Annotated in this window: 16 protein-coding genes and 1 pseudogene; 13 read left to right on the top strand and 4 right to left on the bottom strand. The window is 67.3% G+C overall.

Annotation, left to right across the window (positions count from 1 at the left end; translation table 11 throughout):
- Nucleotides 1–224 precede the first annotated feature (224 nt).
- The 5 genes from H9638_RS05845 (at nucleotide 225) to H9638_RS05825 (ending at nucleotide 6840) form a co-directional block, all read left to right on the top strand.
- Nucleotides 225–1082 (top strand): DUF4190 domain-containing protein, encoded by an 858-nt coding sequence (locus tag H9638_RS05845; RefSeq protein WP_191746242.1) that lies wholly within the window; start codon nucleotides 225–227, stop codon nucleotides 1080–1082.
- Between the two features lie 295 nt (nucleotides 1083–1377).
- The gene (locus H9638_RS05840; RefSeq protein ID WP_191746369.1) at nucleotides 1378–3276 is read left to right on the top strand and encodes an FAD-binding monooxygenase; all 1899 of its coding nucleotides are present in this window, start codon (nucleotides 1378–1380) and stop codon (nucleotides 3274–3276) included.
- A gap of 222 nt (nucleotides 3277–3498) precedes the next feature.
- Nucleotides 3499–4185 carry an NADPH-dependent F420 reductase gene (locus H9638_RS05835; protein WP_191746241.1) on the top strand — a complete coding sequence of 229 codons (687 nt, stop codon included), beginning with the start codon at nucleotides 3499–3501 and terminating at the stop codon, nucleotides 4183–4185.
- Between the two features lie 97 nt (nucleotides 4186–4282).
- The gene (locus H9638_RS05830) at nucleotides 4283–5329 is read left to right on the top strand and encodes an LLM class flavin-dependent oxidoreductase (RefSeq protein WP_191746240.1); all 1047 of its coding nucleotides are present in this window, start codon (nucleotides 4283–4285) and stop codon (nucleotides 5327–5329) included.
- 212 nt (nucleotides 5330–5541) lie between these two features.
- Nucleotides 5542–6840: an ion channel protein gene (locus H9638_RS05825; protein ID WP_191746239.1), complete on the top strand. Its 1299-nt coding sequence runs from the start codon at nucleotides 5542–5544 to the stop codon at nucleotides 6838–6840.
- 88 nt (nucleotides 6841–6928) lie between these two features.
- Here H9638_RS05825 and H9638_RS05820 read toward each other — a convergent pair whose 3' ends face one another.
- Nucleotides 6929–8479, bottom strand: coding sequence for a collagen-binding domain-containing protein (locus tag H9638_RS05820; protein WP_191746238.1), 1551 nt, complete (start codon nucleotides 8477–8479; stop codon nucleotides 6929–6931).
- 311 nt (nucleotides 8480–8790) lie between these two features.
- The gene (locus H9638_RS05815) at nucleotides 8791–9975 is read right to left on the bottom strand and encodes an ROK family transcriptional regulator (protein ID WP_191746237.1); all 1185 of its coding nucleotides are present in this window, start codon (nucleotides 9973–9975) and stop codon (nucleotides 8791–8793) included.
- Nucleotides 9976–10143: 168 nt separating this feature from the next.
- Between H9638_RS05815 and xylA the strand changes: the two genes are divergently transcribed.
- The 8 genes and pseudogenes from xylA (at nucleotide 10144) to H9638_RS05780 (ending at nucleotide 16309) form a co-directional block, all read left to right on the top strand.
- The gene (xylA, locus tag H9638_RS05810) at nucleotides 10144–11331 is read left to right on the top strand and encodes a xylose isomerase (protein ID WP_191746236.1); all 1188 of its coding nucleotides are present in this window, start codon (nucleotides 10144–10146) and stop codon (nucleotides 11329–11331) included.
- Nucleotides 11332–11486: 155 nt separating this feature from the next.
- Entirely contained in the window at nucleotides 11487–12893 is a 1407-nt protein-coding gene (locus H9638_RS05805; protein WP_191746235.1) for a xylulokinase, read from the top strand.
- A 110-nt stretch (nucleotides 12894–13003) separates the two neighbouring features.
- Nucleotides 13004–13159, top strand: a pseudogene (locus tag H9638_RS16800) (glutathione-dependent formaldehyde dehydrogenase); the annotation flags it as partial.
- Nucleotides 13160–13251: 92 nt separating this feature from the next.
- The gene (locus H9638_RS05800; RefSeq protein ID WP_225217121.1) at nucleotides 13252–13479 is read left to right on the top strand and encodes a hypothetical protein; all 228 of its coding nucleotides are present in this window, start codon (nucleotides 13252–13254) and stop codon (nucleotides 13477–13479) included.
- A 73-nt stretch (nucleotides 13480–13552) separates the two neighbouring features.
- Entirely contained in the window at nucleotides 13553–14062 is a 510-nt protein-coding gene (locus H9638_RS05795) for an ArsR/SmtB family transcription factor (protein WP_191746234.1), read from the top strand.
- A 46-nt stretch (nucleotides 14063–14108) separates the two neighbouring features.
- Nucleotides 14109–15200: a serine hydrolase domain-containing protein gene (locus H9638_RS05790; RefSeq protein WP_191746233.1), complete on the top strand. Its 1092-nt coding sequence runs from the start codon at nucleotides 14109–14111 to the stop codon at nucleotides 15198–15200.
- The gene (locus H9638_RS05785; protein WP_191746232.1) at nucleotides 15197–15781 is read left to right on the top strand and encodes a hypothetical protein; all 585 of its coding nucleotides are present in this window, start codon (nucleotides 15197–15199) and stop codon (nucleotides 15779–15781) included. Before H9638_RS05790 ends, H9638_RS05785 begins: the two co-directional genes overlap by 4 nt.
- A gap of 213 nt (nucleotides 15782–15994) precedes the next feature.
- Nucleotides 15995–16309: a cupin domain-containing protein gene (locus H9638_RS05780; protein WP_191746231.1), complete on the top strand. Its 315-nt coding sequence runs from the start codon at nucleotides 15995–15997 to the stop codon at nucleotides 16307–16309.
- Here the strand turns inward: H9638_RS05780 and H9638_RS05775 are convergent.
- Complete coding sequence (locus H9638_RS05775) at nucleotides 16306–17349, bottom strand: acetylxylan esterase (protein ID WP_191746230.1); 1044 nt, start codon at nucleotides 17347–17349, stop codon at nucleotides 16306–16308. The two genes, H9638_RS05780 and H9638_RS05775, sit on opposite strands and share 4 nt — an antisense overlap.
- Before the next feature lie 9 nt (nucleotides 17350–17358).
- The gene (locus H9638_RS05770) at nucleotides 17359–19713 is read right to left on the bottom strand and encodes a beta-xylosidase/alpha-l-arabinosidase (RefSeq protein WP_191746229.1); all 2355 of its coding nucleotides are present in this window, start codon (nucleotides 19711–19713) and stop codon (nucleotides 17359–17361) included.
- Nucleotides 19714–19715: the final 2 nt, after the last annotated feature.

The raw sequence follows: 19715 nt of genomic DNA, 5'->3' as shown, positions 1-19715 counted from the left end.
CTAGCCGGCCGGACGCTCCGGCGCTGCCGGTGCTTCCGACCTTTCAGGTGCGGCCCGTTTAAAGCACCAGGGAGCAGTGCACGCTCCGGGACCTTAGCGGCAACTCCTTGCCGCACATCCTGACCGCTTCTACGGTGGAGGGACCCGGAACCATTGACGCCATAGCTGGCAAGGGCCCGGAAACCGGCCACTTGCCTGCGGCGTCCGGACACTGCGAGGCAACCATGGGTACTCAGCCAAATGATCCGATGTACAACTATGGCAACGGCTACCCGCCGACCGGCCCACCGTCCAACCAGGGCCGGGGACTGGCGCTCGCCGGCCTGATTCTCGGCATCGTTGGTTTGGTGCTCTGCTGGGTCCCGTTTTTGAACGTGATCGCGCTCATCGTTGCCCTGGTGGGCCTGGCGCTCTCTGGTGCAGCCTTGGTGATCGCCGTTCGGCGGCGGACCTCCGCGAAGGGGCTGTCCATTGCCGGCACCATCGTTTCCGGCTTGGCCGTCATTGCGTCCATCATCGCCATCGCGCTTGTGTCGGCATTCTTCAGCAGTTTGCGCGACTCGATGTACGGGGACAAAGCCGGACCCTACGGGAACAGCACGGGAACCTCTGCCCCGGCGACCACCGGTACCGGAACTGGCTCGGGCAGCGCCACTGCAGCACCTAATCTCCTGCCAATCGGGTCCGCCGCTGAGATTGGTGAGTACTCCGTGACCGTATCCGGCGTGCAGCTCGATGCCACCGACGCGATCGTGAATTTCAACCCGCTAAACCAACCACCCTCCGGCCAGTACGTCCTGATTACCCTGGACGTTGTCTACAACGGAAACGCAGAGGGCGATCCCTGGCTGGATTTGAGCACCAGCTTTGTCGGCTCGGACAGCCGGCAGTACAGCGAATCGACCTGCACCGCGGTCCTTGATCTTCAGGGAACCTCCGTTCCTACGCTCGAAAACGGCGGGCAGGCCCAGTATGAGGTCTGCATGGATGTTCCGCCGACGGCTATTCCAGGCGACCGTGTCCTGGTTGAGGAAACCCTGGGCTTCAACGGCCCACGCGAGGCCAGTTGGGCGACCCAGTAGCCCGCCGCTTGCCTATCCTCCGCGCAACGATGTCGCAGCACACGGCCAGCGCCGCCAACTTGGCCAGCGCCGCCAACTTGGCCAACGCCGCTACCCCTGCCATCCCCACCAACCCGGTCCACGTCCCTGCGCACCCAGTCACATACTGCACCCCGCTTGTGACCTGCGTCATGTCACCAGTACAGTGTCTACACTGATCGCGATTCCACTATTGAGCTACCTGTTCAAATATCGAACACGCGATCAGTCCATGTATGACTCCCACCGCCGCAGACACAACGAAGTGAGGACACCCGTGCAGTTCCACCACCACGGCTACGTATCCGGAGACCCGCGGGTCGAACCGGCGGCCGGCGTCGGCCTTGACCGGCCGGAAGAACTCCCTGCTGAAGTTGACGTGCTGATCGTCGGCTCCGGCCCGGCAGGAATGCTCGCCGCCGCACAGCTGTCCCAGTTCCCGGACATCACCACCCGGATTGTGGAGCGCCGGCCCGGGCGCCTGGTGATCGGCCAGGCGGACGGCATTCAAGCCCGCAGCGTGGAGACCTTCCAGGCTTTTGGATTCGCCGAGGAGATCATTGCCGAGGCCTACCGGATCACCGAAATGTGCTTCTGGCGCCCGGATCCGGAGAATCCGGAAAATATCGTCCGCTCCGGCCGTGCCCTGGATGACCCGGCCGGTATCAGCGAGTTCCCGCACCTGATCGTCAACCAGGCCCGCGTGCTGGACTACTTTGCCCGGTTTATGGCCAACTCACCGGCCCGGATGAAGCCCGACTACGGCTACGAATTCGTGGACCTGGAGGTCGACGACGACGCCGAGTACCCGGTCAGCGTCACCCTGCGCCGCACCGCCGGAGAAGACGAGGGCACCGAGCGCACGGTCAAGGCCAAATACGTGGTGGGCTGCGACGGCGCCCGGAGCAAGGTCCGGCAGTCCATCGGCAGCACCCTGGCCGGCGACGCCGCCAACCACGCCTGGGGGGTCATGGACGTGCTGGCCTCCACCGACTTCCCGGACATCCGGACCAAGTGCGCCATCCAGTCCTCCAACGGCGGCTCGATCCTGCACATTCCGCGCGAAGGCGGCCACCTGTTCCGCATGTACGTGGACCTCGGCGAGGTGCCCGAGGGGGACAACGGGGCCGTCCGCCAGACCAGCATCGAAGAGATCATCGCCAAGGCCAACGCGATCCTGCACCCCTACACCCTGGACGTGCGCAACGTCGCCTGGCACAGCGTCTACGAGGTGGGCCACCGGCTCACCGACCGGTTCGACGACGTTCTGCCCGAGCAGGTCGGCACCCGCACCCCGCGGGTATTTATCACCGGCGACGCCTGCCACACCCACAGCGCCAAGGCCGGCCAGGGCATGAACGTGTCCATGCAGGACGGCTTCAATATTGCCTGGAAGCTCGGCCACGTGCTGGACGGACGCAGCCCGGAAAGCCTGCTGTCCACCTATTCCGCTGAACGCCAGGTCGTTGCGAAGAACCTCATCGACTTCGACAAGGAGTGGTCCACCCTGATGGCCAAGAAGCCGGAGGAGTTCGAGAATCCTTCGGATCTTGAGGACTTCTACGTCAGCACGGCCGAATTCCCTGCCGGCTTTATGACCGAGTACACCCCGTCCATGCTCATTGGTGAAGCGGAACATCAGAATCTGGCTACGGGATTCCCGATCGGCAAGCGCTTCAAGTCCGCGCCGGTGATGCGGGTCAGCGACACGAATCCCGTGCAGCTGGGCCACCTGGCGAAGGCGGACGGGCGCTGGCGGATCTACGTTTTTGCCGACACCGCGCGGGCGGGCGAAGCTTCGAAGGTTGCCGCGCTGGCCGACTGGCTGCAGGACGCCCCGGACTCGCCGCTGGCCGCGACCCCGGCCGGCGCGGACCGCGACGCCTGGTTCGATGTCAAAGTCATTTACCAGCAGGACCATCACGGGATCGACATCAACGCCGTGCCGGCAGTCTTCAAGCCGGAAGTTGGTCCGTTCCGGCTCACCGATCTGGGCAAGGTCTTCGGCGCCGATCCGGAAGCGGACATCTTCGACCAGCGCGGCCTGGACCGCGGCGGCGTCATGGTGGTGGTCCGCCCCGATCAGTATGTGGCCAACGTGCTCCCGCTGAGTGCGACGGCGGAGCTCGGCGAATTCTTCGCCCCGTTGCTCCCGGTCCGCCAGCCGCAGTCCTGAGCAGTCCGAACTGCGCGGGTAATACCAGCTAAACGCCGACGACGGCGGCACGCCAGTTGCCGCCGTCGTCGGCGTTTTAACGGCCTAGGGTTGCTCCGGCAGTCCGGCGGCAAAAGTACATGCATTTGCATAAAAGTGGGCCGCTCCCTAAGCTGTGAGAAGGATTTTGCCGCGCCCTGTGCAGGAAGCCGGGCGCCGACGCAACCATCCGGAAGGAGCACGATGAGCCAGGACCAAATCAGTCAAAGCCAGTCCGGTCAGATCCGGACGGTCGGTGTCCTGGGCGCGGGCCGCGTGGGCACCGCCGTCGCCCGCCAGGCACTGAAAGCCGGCTTCAACGTCAAGATCGCCACTTCCCGGCCGGCCGCGGAAAACGCGCTGCTGGTGGAAGTCATCACCCCGGGCGCCGCCGCTGTGGACGCGTCCGAGGCTGCACAGGCGGACCTGGTGGTGGTGGCCGTGCCGCTGCACCGCTTCCGCACGCTCTCGCCGGAGGCCCTGGCCGGGAAAACCGTGATCGATGCGATGAACTACTGGGCTCCGATTGACGGCACACTTGCCGATTTTGAGGACGGCCTGCGCGGCAGCAGCGAGGTTGTCCAGGACTTCCTGTCCGGATCCAACGTGGTCAAGACCCTGAACCACATTGGCTATCACGATCTGGAGGCCGACGGCGCCGCTCCCGGCACCCCGGGACGCCGCGCCCTGGCTGTCGCGGGCGACGATGCTGCGGCCAGGGCCAGCGCCGCGGACTTCATCAATGCCCTGGGTTATGACCCCGTCGACGCCGGACCGCTGGCTGCCGGCCGCGGATTCCAGCCCGGCACCCCGGCCTTCAACGGTCCGCACACCGCCGCGGCTCTGCGCGCCCTGCTCGAGGAAGCCCTGGCAGCCTCCCCGGCTGGCTGAATCGGACCGCAACAGCACAGGCCGCACCACCAGCACAACGTCAACATCAACAGCACAGCAACACCGGCAGTACAGTCCGGTCACGCGAGGAGAACACATGGAAATCGGCGCCTACAGCTTCGGCGACACCCAACTGAACCCGAATGGGACGCCGCGGCCTACGGGCGAAGCGATCCGCAACCTCTTCGACGCCATCGTGCTGGCTGACCAGGCGGGACTGGACTACTTCGGCATCGGTGAACACCACACCGTGAGCATGCCCGCTTCCTCGCCCGGGGCGCTGATCGCCGCTGCCGCGGCCGCAACCCGCCGGATCAAGCTCGGCAGTGCCGCCAGTATTATCGGCACGGATGATCCGGTCCGGGTGTTCCAGCAGTTCACGACGGCGGACGCGGTCTCCGGCGGCGCGCGGATCGAAATCACGGCCGGCCGGGGCTCCTCGGTGGAGACCTTTCCGCTGTTCGGTTACGACCTGCACGACTACGACGAACTGTTTTCGCAGAAATTGGACCTGCTGCTGACGCTGAACAACAGCAAAACCGAGAACGTCAGCTGGAACGGCACCGTCCGCCCCGCCCTGTCCGACTATGCCGTCGTTCCCCGCCCGGTCCGCGGGCAGCTGCCCATCTGGCTCGCCACCGGCGGCAGCGCGCCGTCGTCGGCCCGTGCCGGAAGGATGGGGCTGCCCGTCTCCTATGGCATCATCGGCGGCGCACCCCACCGGTTCGCGCCGCTGGCCCAGCTGTACCGCCAGTCCGCTGCCCAGGCCGGCCACACCGGCGAGAACATCAAGGTCTCAGTGGCGGCCATGGGCCTGATCGCACCGACCAAGCAGGAGGCCCTGGACCGGTTCTACCCCGGCTGGCACAACCTCAATGTCGAAATGGGCCGGCTGCGCGGCTGGCCGGCACCGGATAAGCGGGACTACCTCGCCCAGGCCGAAGCTCCGGGCGCCTACTACATCGGCGGTCCTGACGACGTCGCCGAGCGTATCGTCCACCTCCACGGGTACATGGGGCATATGCGGCACTTCCTACAGATGGACCTCGGCGGGACCCCGCACGAGCACTTCCTCGAATCGGTCAACCTGCTGGCCACCGAGGTGAAACCCCGGGTCGAGCGGCTGCTGGCCAAGGAGCGGTAAAACCGGCAGCAGTGAGCCGGCAGATCAGGGCGGTACTGCGGAGATGGCCGGGACCGCGCGGGCGCAGGCAGGCCGGACGACGGCGGCAGGCCGACGGATGCGGCCCCCGCCGCCGGTTCCGGGCCTGCTCCCTGTCCGGGGGCCGGGGCGAACGCGTAGCCTGAGCAAACCGCGGAAACAGTCCTCCGCTCCGGCCGGCCAGGGATGGCACCATGTCTGATACCTCAAACGACGGCGTCCTGGCGCAGCACCGTGTCCGGACCCTCGCGGCGCTCACAGTGCCGGCCATTCTGATCGGAGTGGTTTCCGGGTTGATCCTCTTTGGCCTGGACGAAGCAGCCCACCTGCTCCAGCTCCTGCTCTGGGAAGACCTCCCCGGTGCGGTAGGCATGGATCCGGAGAGCGGCTGGTGGATCTTCGGAATGCTGACCCTGACGGGAGCCGCCGTCGGACTCATCGCGCGCTACGTGCCCGGCCACGCCGGACCGGACTCCGCAGAGTCTGAACTGGCGGAGTCCGCGCTGCCCATCGGCGTCGTCCCCAGCCTTGCCGCCGCGGCGGTCCTCGGGCTGGCCGGCGGGGTGAGCCTCGGTCCGGAGAACCCGATCATTGCCATCAACGCCGCAGTGCTCACCGTCCTGGTCGGCCGGCTCTTTCCGAAAGTGCCGGGCAAACTGATTGTCGGAATGACGATTGCCGGCACGGTGGGCGCCCTCTTTGGAACCCCTGTGGCCGCGGCCCTGTTGTTCACCGGCATAGTCGGGTCCACAGCCGGGGCAGGCGCGCTCTTCGACAAGCTCTTCCTGCCCCTGGTTGCCGCCGGTGCGGGTGCCGTAACCATGAACCTGGTCGGTGGGACCCTCCTGGACATCACGGTGCCGGCTGCAGGGAACGTTAACGGCTGGGACATCCTCGCGGCCATGATCATCGCGCCGCTTGCCGCGGCTTTCGGGCTGCTGGGGATTTTCGCCTTCCGCTGGGCACACCGGATGTTTCACCGGCTGCAGAACCCTGTCCTGTTCACCACTCTTGGCGGTGCGCTGCTGGGGCTGCTCGGCGTGATCGGCGGACCCCTCACCCTGTTCAAGGGCGCTGAGGAATCCAGCAAACTCCTCAGCACCCCGGGTGAGTCCTTCGGAACGCTCCTGTTGCTGGCGGTCATCAAGCTGTGTGCCCTGGTGGTTGCCGCCGCAGCAGGGTTCCGCGGCGGCCGGATCTTTCCCTCGGTGTTCATCGGCGTCGCTTTCGGACTGGCCGCCGGCGCTCTGCTCCCCGGCGTCCCGGTCAGCGTGGTGGTCTCCGCCGCGGTGCTGGGCCTGGTGCTCGCCGTCGCCCGCGATGGCTGGCTGGCCCTGTTCATCGCCGTCGTGATCACCAGTGACGTGGCGATCACCGGGCTCCTGTGCCTGGCGGTGCTGCCCGCCTGGCTGGTGGTTACCAATGCCCCGCACATGCTGGCGGACGACGGCGGCGGCGGCCATCGTGGCCCGGCAGCGGCACCGAAATCCTGAGGTGCGGCCCGGCACGGGAGGAGGCCGGAACCGTTGATGGCTCCGGCCCCCTCCCCGGCACAGCGCGCGCTGCACCGGTCTGAACTGACTAGGAGTGCTTGCCCTTCCGGGTTCCGAACAGCAGGAATGCCCCGGTGGCCAGCAACAGCACCGCTGCGGATCCGATGCCAACCGCTCCGGCGGAGCCGGTTGCCGCCAAGGCGGAGCCGGTGCCGGCTGCGGGGGTCTGCACGGGTTGCGTTTGGTCAGGGCTTCCCGGTGCCGGATCTGACGGTGCCGGATCGGACGGTCCGCCGAGGGCGGGAGCGCTGACGACGGGTGTCGTTGAAGGCGACGTTGACGTTCCGGGGGTGGTTCCCGGCTGAGTGGTTGACGGCCGAGTGGTTGACGGCCGAGTGGGTTCCGGCGACGGAGTTGTGGATGCCGTGGCGGTCCCGGTGGGTGCGGGGGTTGTTGTGGGTGCGGTGGTCGGGCTATCGGTGGGGCTGGGTGTTGTTGTGGGTGCGGTGGTGGGGCTATCGGTGGGGCTGGGTGTTGGCCCCGTGGTCGGATTCACCGGTGCGGTAGCGGCGCACGGCAGGTTCCCCAGGAACGCGTGGTGGTGCAGTTCTCCGGCACCGGACGCCGTGAAGCTTCCCGTCAGCCACTGGCCGTTGTGAGTGATGCTCGAGTTGAACGCAAGGTTCGCATTGGGGGCATAAACAGCCCCCATTTCCAGGCCGTCCACCACAACGCTGCCGGTTACCTCGGACAGGTCCAGGAAGATGTAGCGGGCCAGCTGCTGTCCGTTCCCCGAGGATGACCACCCCTCGAAGTTCAGCCGACCGAGCTGTGTGGTGCCGGCGGGGACCTTAATGATCAGCGGGGCATCCGCCGTTGGGCTGTACCCGCCAGCGTTATCCGGTTTGATGGTCCTGCCGGCGATGTCGCCGTAGTTCAGGACGTTGGGTTTGTCCGCTGCATAGGGGCCGGGCATGACCATGGAGCCGCGGTCGTCCACCGGCACAACAGTGCCCAGCCCGGTGGCCGGGTCATAGATGTCCGCCAGGCACCGGCTGGTTCTGTCCAACTGTGCCTGTTTCTGCGGGAAGTACGCTGCCACTGAGTTCTGGTCCGCCGCAAGGAGCGAAAGATCTGTTGCGAACCCGGGCTGGTAGTCAGTCGTCGGGAGGTCCAGATTGCCGCCGTCGCTGTTCGTGACGCGCAGGAAATTAGATCCGCGGGAGGACCCTGTGAGCCCCGCCGTGCTGACCAGCTTCACGGATGCCGTGGCCTCAGGGCTTCCTGGTGGTGCGTTGCGGTTGGACACCTCGAAGCCTCCCGCACCGGCGTACCCGGCTGCAAGAATGCGCACCGGGATGCCATCGATCACCGGGACCGTGTAGTCGGGCAGTCCGGCCACCTGATGAACCACCGGATAGCCGTTCTGGTTGGTGCTGGAGATCGCTCCGTCGGCGGCGATCGAGCCCTCGATTTCGCCATTGCCGAGGATGGCGTCGCCCGACACATACAGTGTGAAGCCGTTGTTCACATCGAACGGATTGAAGGTTGCAGCTGCGGCCGCCGCGTCTGAAACGAGGGGCCCGGCGGCCAGGGGAGCGGCCAGCAGCGCTGCCGCGAGTCCGCCCGCGGCGAGCACCGATCCTGTCCGGCGTCTGGAGAACGGTCCGCGGGGGGCGGGAGGGGCAACAGCGGTTTCACGGGCTTCCTTTCGTGCGCCGCTGTGCGTTCTGGCACCGGCGTGCGCTTGGGGAGGGGTGGCTCCTTAGCCGGTGTCAGGGCCTAACGTATGTGGACTCCGGCCTTCGTCTGCGCGGCAGGAGGCAGCAGTGCACGACGGCGTCCCCCCAGAGCGCGTGTGCCACCAGTGTGGCCGATTGCGCTGGAAAAAGCCCGTTTCGGCTCGCGGATATTGTCATACGGCCGAAACCGTGTGTTTCGTGAACGGACTTATCGGGTTTCCGCCAGACCCGGCACGGAGGGCGCAGGCTTTGCCAGCAGCGGCGCAAAGGCGAGTTCTGCCGCTCCCACCAAAAGCAGATCGGCGCCCAGGGCGGCGCGCCGGATGGCCACCGACCCGCCCAGCCCGCTGATCGCTCCCTGGGCGACGATGTTCTGCAGCCGCTGCGGATCGAAGGCCCAGAGAACCCCCAGAAAACCGCCGAGCAGGACGGTCCGTGGATTGAAGATGTTCACGAAGTTCACGAGTGCCTCGCCGAGCAGATCCAGCTGCCGGGCGGCGGTTTCCCGGAGCTCAGGGGAGTCCTGGGTACGCATGGCTGCCTCAAGCTGGTCCAGGTCAGCGGTCTGCAGTCCCAGTACTTCGAGCAGGCCGGCAAGGTTGACCTCGGTTTCCAGGCAGCCGCGGCGCCCGCAGTGGCAGGGCAGGCCGCCGGTGCGCACCAGGGTGTGGCCCAGCTCCCCGGCGAACCCGTCAGCTCCGCTCAACGGAACTCCGCCCACCACGGCACCGCCGCCGATGCCGCTGGCGCTTCCATTCAGGTACACCACATTGTCCTGGCCAACACCTGCGCCGAAAGTGCTTTCGGCCAGGGTACCCAGGGTTGCGTCGTTGCCGGCCCAGGCCGGGAGGGACAGAGCGGAGCTGAGTACGGCCGCCAGCGGCTCGTTTTTCCAGCCCAGATGCGGGGCGAGACGGACCGACCCGTCAGAGCTGTCGACCAGGCCCGGTACGGCCGCGCCGATGCCGACCACCCGGTCCATTGCGGCCAGGGCCGAGGCCATGCTGCCCACTACGGTCTTGGTGATGTCCACCGTTTCCGGCACGCTTGGGCTGGCCGCATTGCAGCGGACCCGCCGGTGCACCGTTCCGCCCAGGCCCACCAGGCCCACGGTCACGGCGTCGACGTCGGGATGGACGGCGAGCACTGCAACCCGCTCATTGGGGTGCACCAGGGGGCTGGGCCGGCCGGCGCGGCCGGCCGCGGGGGCTTCGGTTTCATAGGCCAGGCCGAGGCGCGCCAGTTCGGTGGTCAGGGCACCGACCGTGGAGCGGTTGAAACCGGTGAGCCGGGTGAGTTCGGCGCGGGCGAGGGGCCCGCGGCGGTGCAGCAGTGCCAGGACGCGGGAAAGGTTCCGGATCCGGATGCTTTCACTGCCCGGCTTGGTCGGCATGCGCGGAATCCTTCGAGCGGTGATTAGGGACGTTCGATTGTTGCACGGAACAGCAAACTGCGGGCTCCTAAACCGGCAGGCCGTCCCCCGGGAAACCATTGACACCCCACATACGCGTGGATATGTTGTGGATCACAACTAATTCGGACTTTCGATTTGGAGCAGCACATGCCAACGACGCCTACACCTGCCGACCACTTCACTTTCGGACTCTGGACGGTGGGATGGACCGGAAATGATCCGTTCGGTGCCCCCACCCGGGCCGCCCTTGACCCGGTCGAGGCGGTCCAGAAGCTCGCCGACCTGGGAGCCTACGGCGTCACCTTCCATGATGATGACCTCATTCCATTCGGCTCCTCGAACCAGGACCGCGAGCTGATCCTGAAGCGTTTCCGGTCAGCAATTCAGGAAGCCGGGCTGAAGGTTCCCATGATCACCACCAACCTGTTCAGCCATCCGGTCTTCAAGGACGGCGGCTTCACCTCCAACGACCGTTCCGTGCGCCGCTTCGCGCTGCGCAAGGTGCTGCGGAACCTGGACCTCGCCGCGGAGCTGGGCGCGGAAACGTTCGTGATGTGGGGAGGCCGGGAAGGCGCGGAGTACGACGGTTCCAAGGACTTCTCCGCCGCCTTCGACCGGATGAAGGAAGGCGTGGACACCGCCGCCGGCTACATCAAGGACCAGGGCTACAACCTCCGGATCGCGCTGGAGCCCAAACCGAACGAACCCCGGGGTGATATTTTCCTCCCCACGGTCGGGCACGCGCTGGCGTTCATCGCCGAACTCGAGCACGGGGACATCGTGGGCCTGAACCCGGAGACCGGGCATGAGCAGATGGCCGGGCTGAACTACACCCACGGCCTTGCGCAGGCACTGTGGGCGGGCAAGCTCTTCCACATCGACCTCAACGGGCAGAAGTCCATCAAGTACGACCAGGACCTGGTCTTCGGCCACGGCGACCTGACCAGCGCCTTCTTCACCGTGGATCTGCTGGAGAACGGCTTCCCGGGCGGCGGGCCGGTATACAACGGGCCGCGGCACTTTGACTACAAGCCCTCCCGCACCGATGGCTACGACGGCGTCTGGGACTCGGCAGCAGCAAACATGTCCATGTACCTGCTGCTCAAGGAACGGGCCCAGGCCTTCCGTGCCGACCCGGAGGTCCGGGAAGCCCTGGAGACCTCGGGTGTCTTTGAGCTGGGCCAGCCCACCCTGGCGCCCGGGGAAACGGCCGCCGGACTGATCGCAGACCCGGCCGCGTTCGAAGAGTTCGACGCCGATGCCGCGGCCCAGCGCTCCTTCGCCTTTGTCCGGCTGAACCAGCTGGCGCTGGAACATCTGCTCGGCGCCCGCTGACCCACCCGCGGGACGGCTCCCGCCGCTGCAGTCCGGGGAGCGCCGTCGTCGTGCGGGACAGCCCAGCCGCCCCGCACGGGCGGCTGGGCACCCGTCGTTCATTACCAGCCAAGGTTTTGGGTACCGATGCCCGTGCCTCACCGGAAAGGCCAGTTATGCCGCTTGTCGCAGGTGTGGACAGCTCCACGCAGTCCTGCAAAGTTGTGATCCGCGACGCCGATACCGGTGCGCTGCACCGCCAGGGAACAGCCGGACACGCTCCGGGGACGGAAGTTGATCCGGAAACCTGGTGGCGGGCGCTGAATGAAGCGGCGGACGCTGCCGGCGGACTTGACGACGTCGCCGCGGTGGCCGTCTCCGGACAGCAGCACGGAATGGTGTGCCTGGACGCAGCCGGCGCCGTAGTGCGGCCCGCCCTGCTGTGGAACGACACCCGGTCCGCGGCAGCGGCGGAAAATCTGGTTGCCGAGGCCGGCCCGGACGGGGCGCGCTACTGGGCGGCGACGTCGGGCACCGTGCCGGTCGCGTCCATCACGGCGGCGAAACTGCGCTGGCTGGCAGAGAACGAGCCGGAAAACGCTGCCCGGACAGCTGCAGTCTGCCTGCCGCATGACTGGCTGTCCTGGCGGCTGGCTGGGTACGGACCGGGGAGCGGAGCCAACGGCCTGGCCGCGCTGCGGACCGACCGCTCCGACGCGTCCGGCACCGGCTACTGGTCACCGGCCACGGGAGAGTATCTGCCGGAAGTCCTGGAAGCAACGCTGGGCCATGTCCCTGTGCTGCCCGTGGTTCTGGGGCCGCTCGAAGCCGGACTGCGGACACCGGCCGGTGCCGTTATTGCTCCGGGCAGCGGGGACAACGCCGGGGCCGCGCTGGGCGTGGGCGCCGGGGTGGGGGACATTGTGGTCTCGGTTGGCACCTCGGGCACGGTGTTCGCCGTCGCCGACGCGCCCACGGCGGATGCGACCGGGCTTGTGGCCGGGTTTGCCGATGCCACCGGCAATTTCCTGCCGCTGGCCTGCACCCTCAATGCCTCTCGCGTATTTGATGCCACCGCCGCTGTGCTCGGCGTTGAGCTGGCCGCCTTGACGGACCTTGCCCTGACTGCGGAGCCCGGGGCGGGCGGACTGTCCCTGATTCCCTATTTCGAGGGGGAGCGCACCCCCAATCTGCCGGAGGCGAAGGCCAGCCTCCACGGAATGACCCTGGCAAACTACGCTCCTGCCAACCTGGCCCGCGCTGCCTTCGAAGGGGTGGCCTGTTCCCTGGCGGACGCCTTCCAGGCAGTCACCGGTCTCGGAATCGCGGCGCAGCGGGTCATTCTGGTGGGCGGCGGAGCACGCTCGGCAGCGATGCAGCAGACCTTGTCCGCCGTGCTCGGACTGCCCGTGGAGGTTCCCGAGCCAGGGGAATATGTGGCCGACGGCGCTGCCCGGCAGGCCGCGGCAGTCCTCTCGGGCGGATGGCCCGCCTGGAAAACCCAGGATTCGGCAACGGTCACAGCGGCTCCGGAGCCGGAGCTGCTGGAGCGGTATCGGGCGGCGGTGCGGCGCCAGTACTGACGCCCGGCAGGGAATGGCGGCTGCCGGTGGTCAACGCCGGGACGGCGTTGACCACCGGGAAACCGGCATGTGAAGGTTGCTTACTATCTGCTCGCCGATGAGGAGGACCAGTGGAAGCAATGGTTTACCGCGGCCCGTACAAAGTGCGGGTTGAAGAAAAAGACATGCCGCGCCTGGAACATCCCAATGATGCGATCATCCGCGTGACCCTCGCGGCGATTTGCGGCTCGGACCTGCACCTTTACCACGGACTAATGCCGGATACGCCGCTACGCCTACCGGCGCTACAGCGAAGCCCGGGCCGCGCACTGGCTGATCCTGCTGGCAGCGGACCGGGTGGACGCCTTCGGCGCCCCACGTGCGCTCGCTTGCCACCCTCCGTCCGGACAATCCGATCACGGAGACCGGCGTCCTGAGCGAGTTCCGCCGCGGCGGGCTCGCTTCACGGGCCGGCCGTGGCAGGGCCGACGTGAATCATCAGTGGATCGACCCCATCGTCGTGGGCGCCCCCTGGGTCCTGGCCGGAGTCCTGGCTGGGGGAGCCGCTTTCGCCGGGGTGCGGGCGGTGGTCAAACGGAGGAGGTGATCGGTCTGCGGGCCTTGAAGACTCCCTGTCAGTAACTCTTGAAGAAATTAAAGAATTACGTAATTCTTGACGCATGAATGACAGCGCTGACGCCCGGCTGCGGGCACTCGAGGAGCGGGTTGCGGCCCTCGAAGCTGAGGGGGCAGGGACGGAGAATCCCCGGCAGCCCCCGGACGACGTCTTCTGGGTGCTGAACGGTATCCGGGAGCGCTATCCCGATCCCGGCGTTGTCCTTTTTGCGGGAACAGCCACAACACCGGCCGGGGAGCCGTTTGAATACCAGTACGGGTTGGAAACCGCACATCTGCTGGACACCGAGTGGACCCAATTCGCCGAGTCCCTGGCCGCCTTGGGCAACCCGATGCGCCTGGCCATCCTCCGAGCCGTGGCCGGGGGCATTGAAACCGTCGCCGGACTGGTGGAAGAACTCGATGCGGGCACCTCCGGACAGATCTATCACCACGTCAACCAGTTGGTGGCACGCGGCTGGCTGGCTCCGCACTCGCGCTCCCGCTACCGAATCCCGCCGGCGCGGATCATTCCGCTGTTGGCCATTCTTACCGCTGCTGCCGGGGGTAACTGACATGAAACGGACCAATGATACATCCCGAAGACTCACACCCCGGGTCGTGGCAGGTGGACTCGCAGCCGCCGTCGTCCTGGTGTGCGGCCTGGGCATGATGCCGTGGCCCAGACTCTCGGCCGACATCACCGGGGACGCAGTCCTGGCGGAACGCATCCGGCCGCTGCTGAAAAACCCGGCGAACCAGGTCGCCGTGGCCTACATCGACGGCGGCCGCGTCCGCTACGCCGGATTCGGCGCGGACGAACACACTGAATTCGAGATCGGATCAGTCAGCAAAACTTTTACCGCTTCGCTGCTCGCCGACGCCGTAGCGCGTGGTGAAGTCACGCTGGAGACCACGGTGGCGGACATCCTGGGGGATGAGCTGAAGGACCCACACGCGGAGATTGGAACGGTCACCCTGGCGGAACTGGCCAGCCACCGGTCCGGGCTGCCGCGACTGGCCATGGGATCGGGGGCTTGGAAGCCGCTGCTGGCCGGACAGTTCCTGCACCGGGACCCGTACACAGCTTCTCCGGCGGAGGTCCTGGAGCAGGCGCAGGACACGGCGCTGCATGACCGCGGCACCATCGCCTACTCCAATCTCGGTTACGCCTTCCTGGGCCAGCTCCTCGCACAGGCGACCGGACAAAGCTGGGAGAGCCTTCTGGAGGATCGGTTGATCACTCCGCTGCAGCTTTCGGCCACCCACGCACCGGTCACGGCGGCGAACCTGCCCGACGGCGCCCCCACCGGCCGGTCGGCCAGCGGACTTCGCGAAGGAGCCTGGACAGCAAACGGAACGGCCCCCGCTGGCGGCATCCGGTCCACCGCCGCTGACCTGGCAGCTTATGCCCAGGCCCAGCTGGATGGAACGGCACCCGGTACAGCCTCACTGGATCCGCAGTGGAAGGACGATGACTCCACCAGCTACGGACTGGCCTGGGTCACCTCCTCCGGGAGTGGAGAAGACGCTGGCGTTAGCGGCGGCGACAGCAGCGCGGGCCCCGACATCACCTGGCATAACGGGCAGACCGGCGGCTTCTGGTCCATGGTGGCCCTGGACCGGGCCGGCGGCCGTGCCGTGGTGCTGCTCTCCAACGTTTCCTCGGGTCAGGAAGACGCAGCACTGGAGCTGCTGCGCGGGGCGCTGTGACGGGACTTCTTCAGTGGCTGGTCCCCGGGGTAGTGGCGGTGTCCTGCCTCTCCACAGCAGTCTCCGCTTGGAAACCGGACGGCTGGCTGGCCGCGCTGAGCCGGCGCTCGCTGCTGGCCGCAGTGCTGGAAGTCGCGTTCGTGGCGGTTATGCTCCGGCTGGTGTTCCCGGGGTCCCCGGGTGCGGTCGCGCTGTGGACCGTTTCCGTGGCGGCCCTGGCAGCAGCCGTTGCCGGGCTGATCATCCGCTGGCCGGTTCTGCCGGCCCGTCCCAAGGATGCCCAGTCACGGGATGCCCGGGCACGGGACGCCCGGGCAGGGGACGCCCAGCTGGTGGCGGAGCACCCAGAGGAGAGACACCTAGGGACCTGCCAGGCAGGCGAACCTCTCCCGGGGGAGCCTCAGGATCAGACCGCACAGTTCCAGGCGCCGGCCCGGGCTGTGACCACGAAGAAGCGCCGCCGCAGCTCCGGCCAAAATCCGAGGGCGAAAAAGCAGCGGGAACCTGGGCGGGTGAGTATCGCCGTCCGGGGCGTTCTGCTTCTGGCGGCGCTTGGGCTCTCAATGGCTGTCGATTTCTGAGGGTTATAGCCCGCGGGTGTGCCGATATGGCGGGTTTTGGCCGGTTGCCTGCCGTCGTGTGCGCAGTTCTGGTGACTTGCCCGGTCGGTGACTGCGCTCAGTGTGCAGCTCTGGTGGGCTGAATCGCCGCGAGGTCGCCATATCTGCACGTTGGGGAGCCGCGGCAGGGCAGGTTATGGCCGCGCCGCCCCCGGCAGGCATACCCTTCCACCTATGGCGCAGGATCCCGTTGAGTCCAACCCCCGGAATTACAGGGTGGTCTTCGAAAATGACCGCGTGCGCGTGCTTGAGTACCGGGATTCACCCGGGACGAAGACCACCATCCACCGGCACCCGGACAGCGTGATGATTACCGCCAGCGCCTTTCAACGCAGGCTCACCTCCGGCGAAAAGCAGCGAGACGTTGAGCTGCCGTCCGGCACCGTGCAGTGGCTTCCCGCCCAGGAGCACGTAGGCGAGAACACCGGACGCACGGATACACATGTGTTCTTCGTTGAGCTCAAGGAGCAAAAACCCCAGGATCCCTAATCCTGAGGCGCAGGACTTCCAGCGAAGACCTCCGGAGCCCGGTTCACCGCGGACTGGCTCACCGGGGCCTGATTTCCCGCCAGCACCCGCCGCAGGAATCCAGCCGCCGCCACCTCATCCTCAATTCCGCCGCCCTCATGACCGTTGTAGGGCCACACGAGCAGTTCCTTGGGCCCGGCGTAGTTGTTGTACGCGGCGTACACCGTGGACGGGGGAGTCACCTCATCCATCAGGCCCACCGAAAACAGTGCCGGAATCCGGGCCCGCCGGGAGAAGTTGACCGCGTCAAAGTACTGCAGGGTCTGCATCACCTGCTCCGGCTGTCCCCGGTGGACGGCCAGATAGTCGCGCAGCTCGCGGTAGGGATACGCGTCTGTGATCTGGACCGCACGGGGCAGGTCGGAGAGGAACGGCACATAGGCGGCGACGGCGGACAGCCCGGGGGCGAGAGCCGCCGCAGCAAGAGCCATGGCACCGCCCTGGCTCCCGCCAACCGCAGCGCACCGGCTTGAATCCACCAGGTCCAGGGACTGCAGCGCCTCCACGGCGCGCACGGCATCGGTATACAGCCTCCGGTAGTAGTAGGTATGGCGGTCGGTGACGCCCCGCGTCATCACACCCGGTCCCTGCGGTCCGGCACTCCCGGAAGCGTCCGGTGTCGCGCCCCTGCTCCAGTCGGCACCCTGCCCGCGGGTATCCATGTGCAGATGGGCAAACCCGGCAGACGCCCAGAACAGGTTTTCGTGGACATCGCCCCGGCCGCCGCCGTAGCCAACAAACTGGACAACTCCGGGGAGCGGACCGCTTGCTTCGGCGGGCACCCGCAGCCAGGCACGGATCCTCTCGCCGCCGTAACCGTTGAAGGTTACGTCCCACACCCGGAGCGTGCCCAGCGCAGACGCGGCCGGCTCCAGCACCACGTCCAGTGGATGTTTCTGGGCTTCAGCGAGGGTCTCCTCCCAGAAGCCGTCAAAACCGGCCGGGTCGGTCTGGCTGCCCAGGTAGCCGGCCAGCTGATCAACGGGCAGATCCGAATACATGTGGTCCTCCTAGATCCCAGTGATATCCACACCGCAGTGCAGGCGCCGGGTGTGATCCACTGAGCGTACCGGTCCACTGAGCATGATCCGGGCCGTGAGCCGGATGTCCGTGCTGGAAGCGCCGAACCGCAGCTCCAGGTCCCCCGGTTCCACCAGCCGCTGCAGGCTGGCCCCGGTGAAGCATGCGAGGTCTGCCGGAACGGTGAAGCTAACCCGGGCCGACTCGCCGGCCCGCAACGGCACCCGGGCATAGCCGATGAGCCGCTGCACGGGCCGCACCACGGAGGCCACGGGATCGTGCAGGTAGAGCTGGACCACTTCGACGCCGTCGCGGTCTCCCGCATTGGTCACCCGCAGGGAGGCGGCAGCCTGCCCGTCGGTGCCGGTCTGCGCCGACTCCACTGACAACGAATCCCACGTGAACCGGGTGAAACTGAGTCCGTGGCCAAAGTCGAACGCCGGTGTGGGATCGATGCTGGACACGTCGGTGGGACCGGCCAGCCGGGCCGCCAGATAGCTGGCCGGCTGGTTCCCGGAGGTTGCCGGAATGCTGACCGGGAGCCGCCCCGAGGGATTGACCGCCCCGCTCAGTACCCGGGCGACCGCCGGCCCGCCCTCCTCACCAGGGAAAAACGCCTGGACGACGGCGGCCGCCCGGTCAGCTGCTCCGCCGAGCGCGTAGGGCCGCCCGGTCAGCAGGACGGCAACCACCGGGGTGCCGGAATCGAGCAGGGCATCCAGCAGCTGCTGCTGGACTCCTGGCAGGACCAGGGATTCGACGTCGCAGCCCTCTCCGCTGGTGCCGCGCCCGAAGAGACCGGCCCGGTCCCCGAGGACTGCGATGACGACGTCGGCCTCCCGGGCCGCTGCGGCAGCGCCCTCGATGCCGGAGCTGTCCGGAGTGTCGATTCCGCACCCGGGAACGTGGGTAAGGACGCTGTCCGGAAACTCGGCGCGCAGCGACGCGGCGACAGTGGGCAGCTCGATGCCCGCCGGTATCTCAGGGAACTGCGATCCGACGTGGGCGGGGAAGGAGTAGCAGCCCAGAAACGCCATGGCGTTCTCAGCATTGGGACCCACGACGGCGATGCGGCGGGGGGACTGCAGCGGGAGGATCCCGTTGTTGCTGAGCAGGATGACGGACTCCTCGGCCAGCTCCGCGGCGAGGCTGCGGTTCTCCAGCGGGTCCAGATCCACGCTGCCCTGGACCGCGCCAAGATCGGTGCCGGTCCCCGAAAGGACTTCGGGGACCGGCGTCCAGTCCTCATCCAGCAGGCCAAGGCCGATTTTCTGCACCAGGACACGGCGGCACGCCAGATCGATAAGCCCGGGATCGATCCGGCCCCCGGCCACCTCCGCGAGCAGGTGTTCGCCGTACGCATCCACGGTGGGCAGTTCCACGTCCACGCCTGCTTTGAGCGCGGCGGCAGCGGCCTCTCCACGGGTTCCGGCCACACCGTGCAGGTCCTGCAGGAAGCCGATGCCGAAGTAATCGGCCACCACGGTTCCGGTGAAACCCCAGGTCTCGCGCAGCAGCCCGGTCAGCAGGCAGCGGTCGGCCGCGGAAGGCACGCCGTCGGTATCCGTGTAGGCATGCATCACCGACCGGACCCCGGATTCATGGACTGCCATTTCAAACGGCGGCAGCACCACGTCGGCAAATTCCCGTGGACCCATGGATACCGGGGCCAGGTTCCGCCCCGCACGGGAGGCAGAGTACCCGGCGAAGTGTTTCAGGGTGGCGACAACTCCGGTGCCTTCCAGGCCCCGGATGTACGCCGTGCCGATGCTGCCCACCAGGTAGGGATCCTCGCCGAGGGTCTCTTCGACCCGGCCCCAGCGGGCGTCGCGCACCACGTCCAGGACCGGTGCCAGGCCCTGGTGGATGCCGACCCGGCGCAGATCGGTTCCAATGGCAGCCCCCAGGCGGCGCACGAGCTGCGGATTAAAGCTGGCGGCCCAGGCGAGCGGCACCGGATACGCCGTCGCGCCCCAGGCTGCGAACCCGGCCAGGCACTCTTCGTGTGCCATCGCGGGGATACCGAACCGGTTGGACGCCGCGATCCGCTCCTGGGTGCGCATCAGAGACAGGGCGCCGGCCCCGGCGTCGACCGGGGTGGTGCCGAAGGGACGGGTGAGCTGGCCCAGGCCGTGCGGCAGCAGCGCCTCGAGGTCCGGCGGTTCGTTCATTTCGTGCTGGTGCGGCGCCACTTCGGCGCCGTCGGCGGAGGCTCCGACCCAGACGCCGATCAGCTGCGCGGTTTTTTCTTCCAGGGTCATCACGGACAGGAGAGCATCAGCCCGTTCTTCCGGGGTGAGTGAGTCGTCCCGCCAGGGAACGCGCTGGGTTGTGGTGTTAGACATGA

It is taken from the genome of Arthrobacter pullicola (assembly GCF_014836875.1).
Lineage (GTDB): Bacteria > Actinomycetota > Actinomycetes > Actinomycetales > Micrococcaceae > Arthrobacter_B > Arthrobacter_B pullicola.
The sequence above is the reverse complement of the archived record's forward strand: the minus strand, read 5'-3'. Positions and strand labels throughout refer to the sequence as shown.

Excerpts from the sequence above, each read along its gene's own strand:
- H9638_RS05845 (WP_191746242.1), top strand. The coding sequence starts at position 225 with ATGGGTACTCAGCCAAATGATCCGATGTACAACTATGGCAACGGCTAC.
- H9638_RS05835 (WP_191746241.1), top strand. The coding sequence starts at position 3,499 with ATGAGCCAGGACCAAATCAGTCAAAGCCAGTCCGGTCAGATCCGGACG.
- H9638_RS05830 (WP_191746240.1), top strand. The coding sequence starts at position 4,283 with ATGGAAATCGGCGCCTACAGCTTCGGCGACACCCAACTGAACCCGAAT.
- H9638_RS05825 (WP_191746239.1), top strand. The coding sequence starts at position 5,542 with ATGTCTGATACCTCAAACGACGGCGTCCTGGCGCAGCACCGTGTCCGG.
- H9638_RS05815 (WP_191746237.1), bottom strand. The coding sequence starts at position 9,975 with ATGCCGACCAAGCCGGGCAGTGAAAGCATCCGGATCCGGAACCTTTCC.
- xylA (WP_191746236.1), top strand. The coding sequence starts at position 10,144 with ATGCCAACGACGCCTACACCTGCCGACCACTTCACTTTCGGACTCTGG.
- H9638_RS05805 (WP_191746235.1), top strand. The coding sequence starts at position 11,487 with ATGCCGCTTGTCGCAGGTGTGGACAGCTCCACGCAGTCCTGCAAAGTT.
- H9638_RS05795 (WP_191746234.1), top strand. The coding sequence starts at position 13,553 with ATGAATGACAGCGCTGACGCCCGGCTGCGGGCACTCGAGGAGCGGGTT.
- H9638_RS05780 (WP_191746231.1), top strand. The coding sequence starts at position 15,995 with ATGGCGCAGGATCCCGTTGAGTCCAACCCCCGGAATTACAGGGTGGTC.
- H9638_RS05775 (WP_191746230.1), bottom strand. The coding sequence starts at position 17,349 with ATGTATTCGGATCTGCCCGTTGATCAGCTGGCCGGCTACCTGGGCAGC.
- H9638_RS05770 (WP_191746229.1), bottom strand. The coding sequence starts at position 19,713 with ATGTCTAACACCACAACCCAGCGCGTTCCCTGGCGGGACGACTCACTC.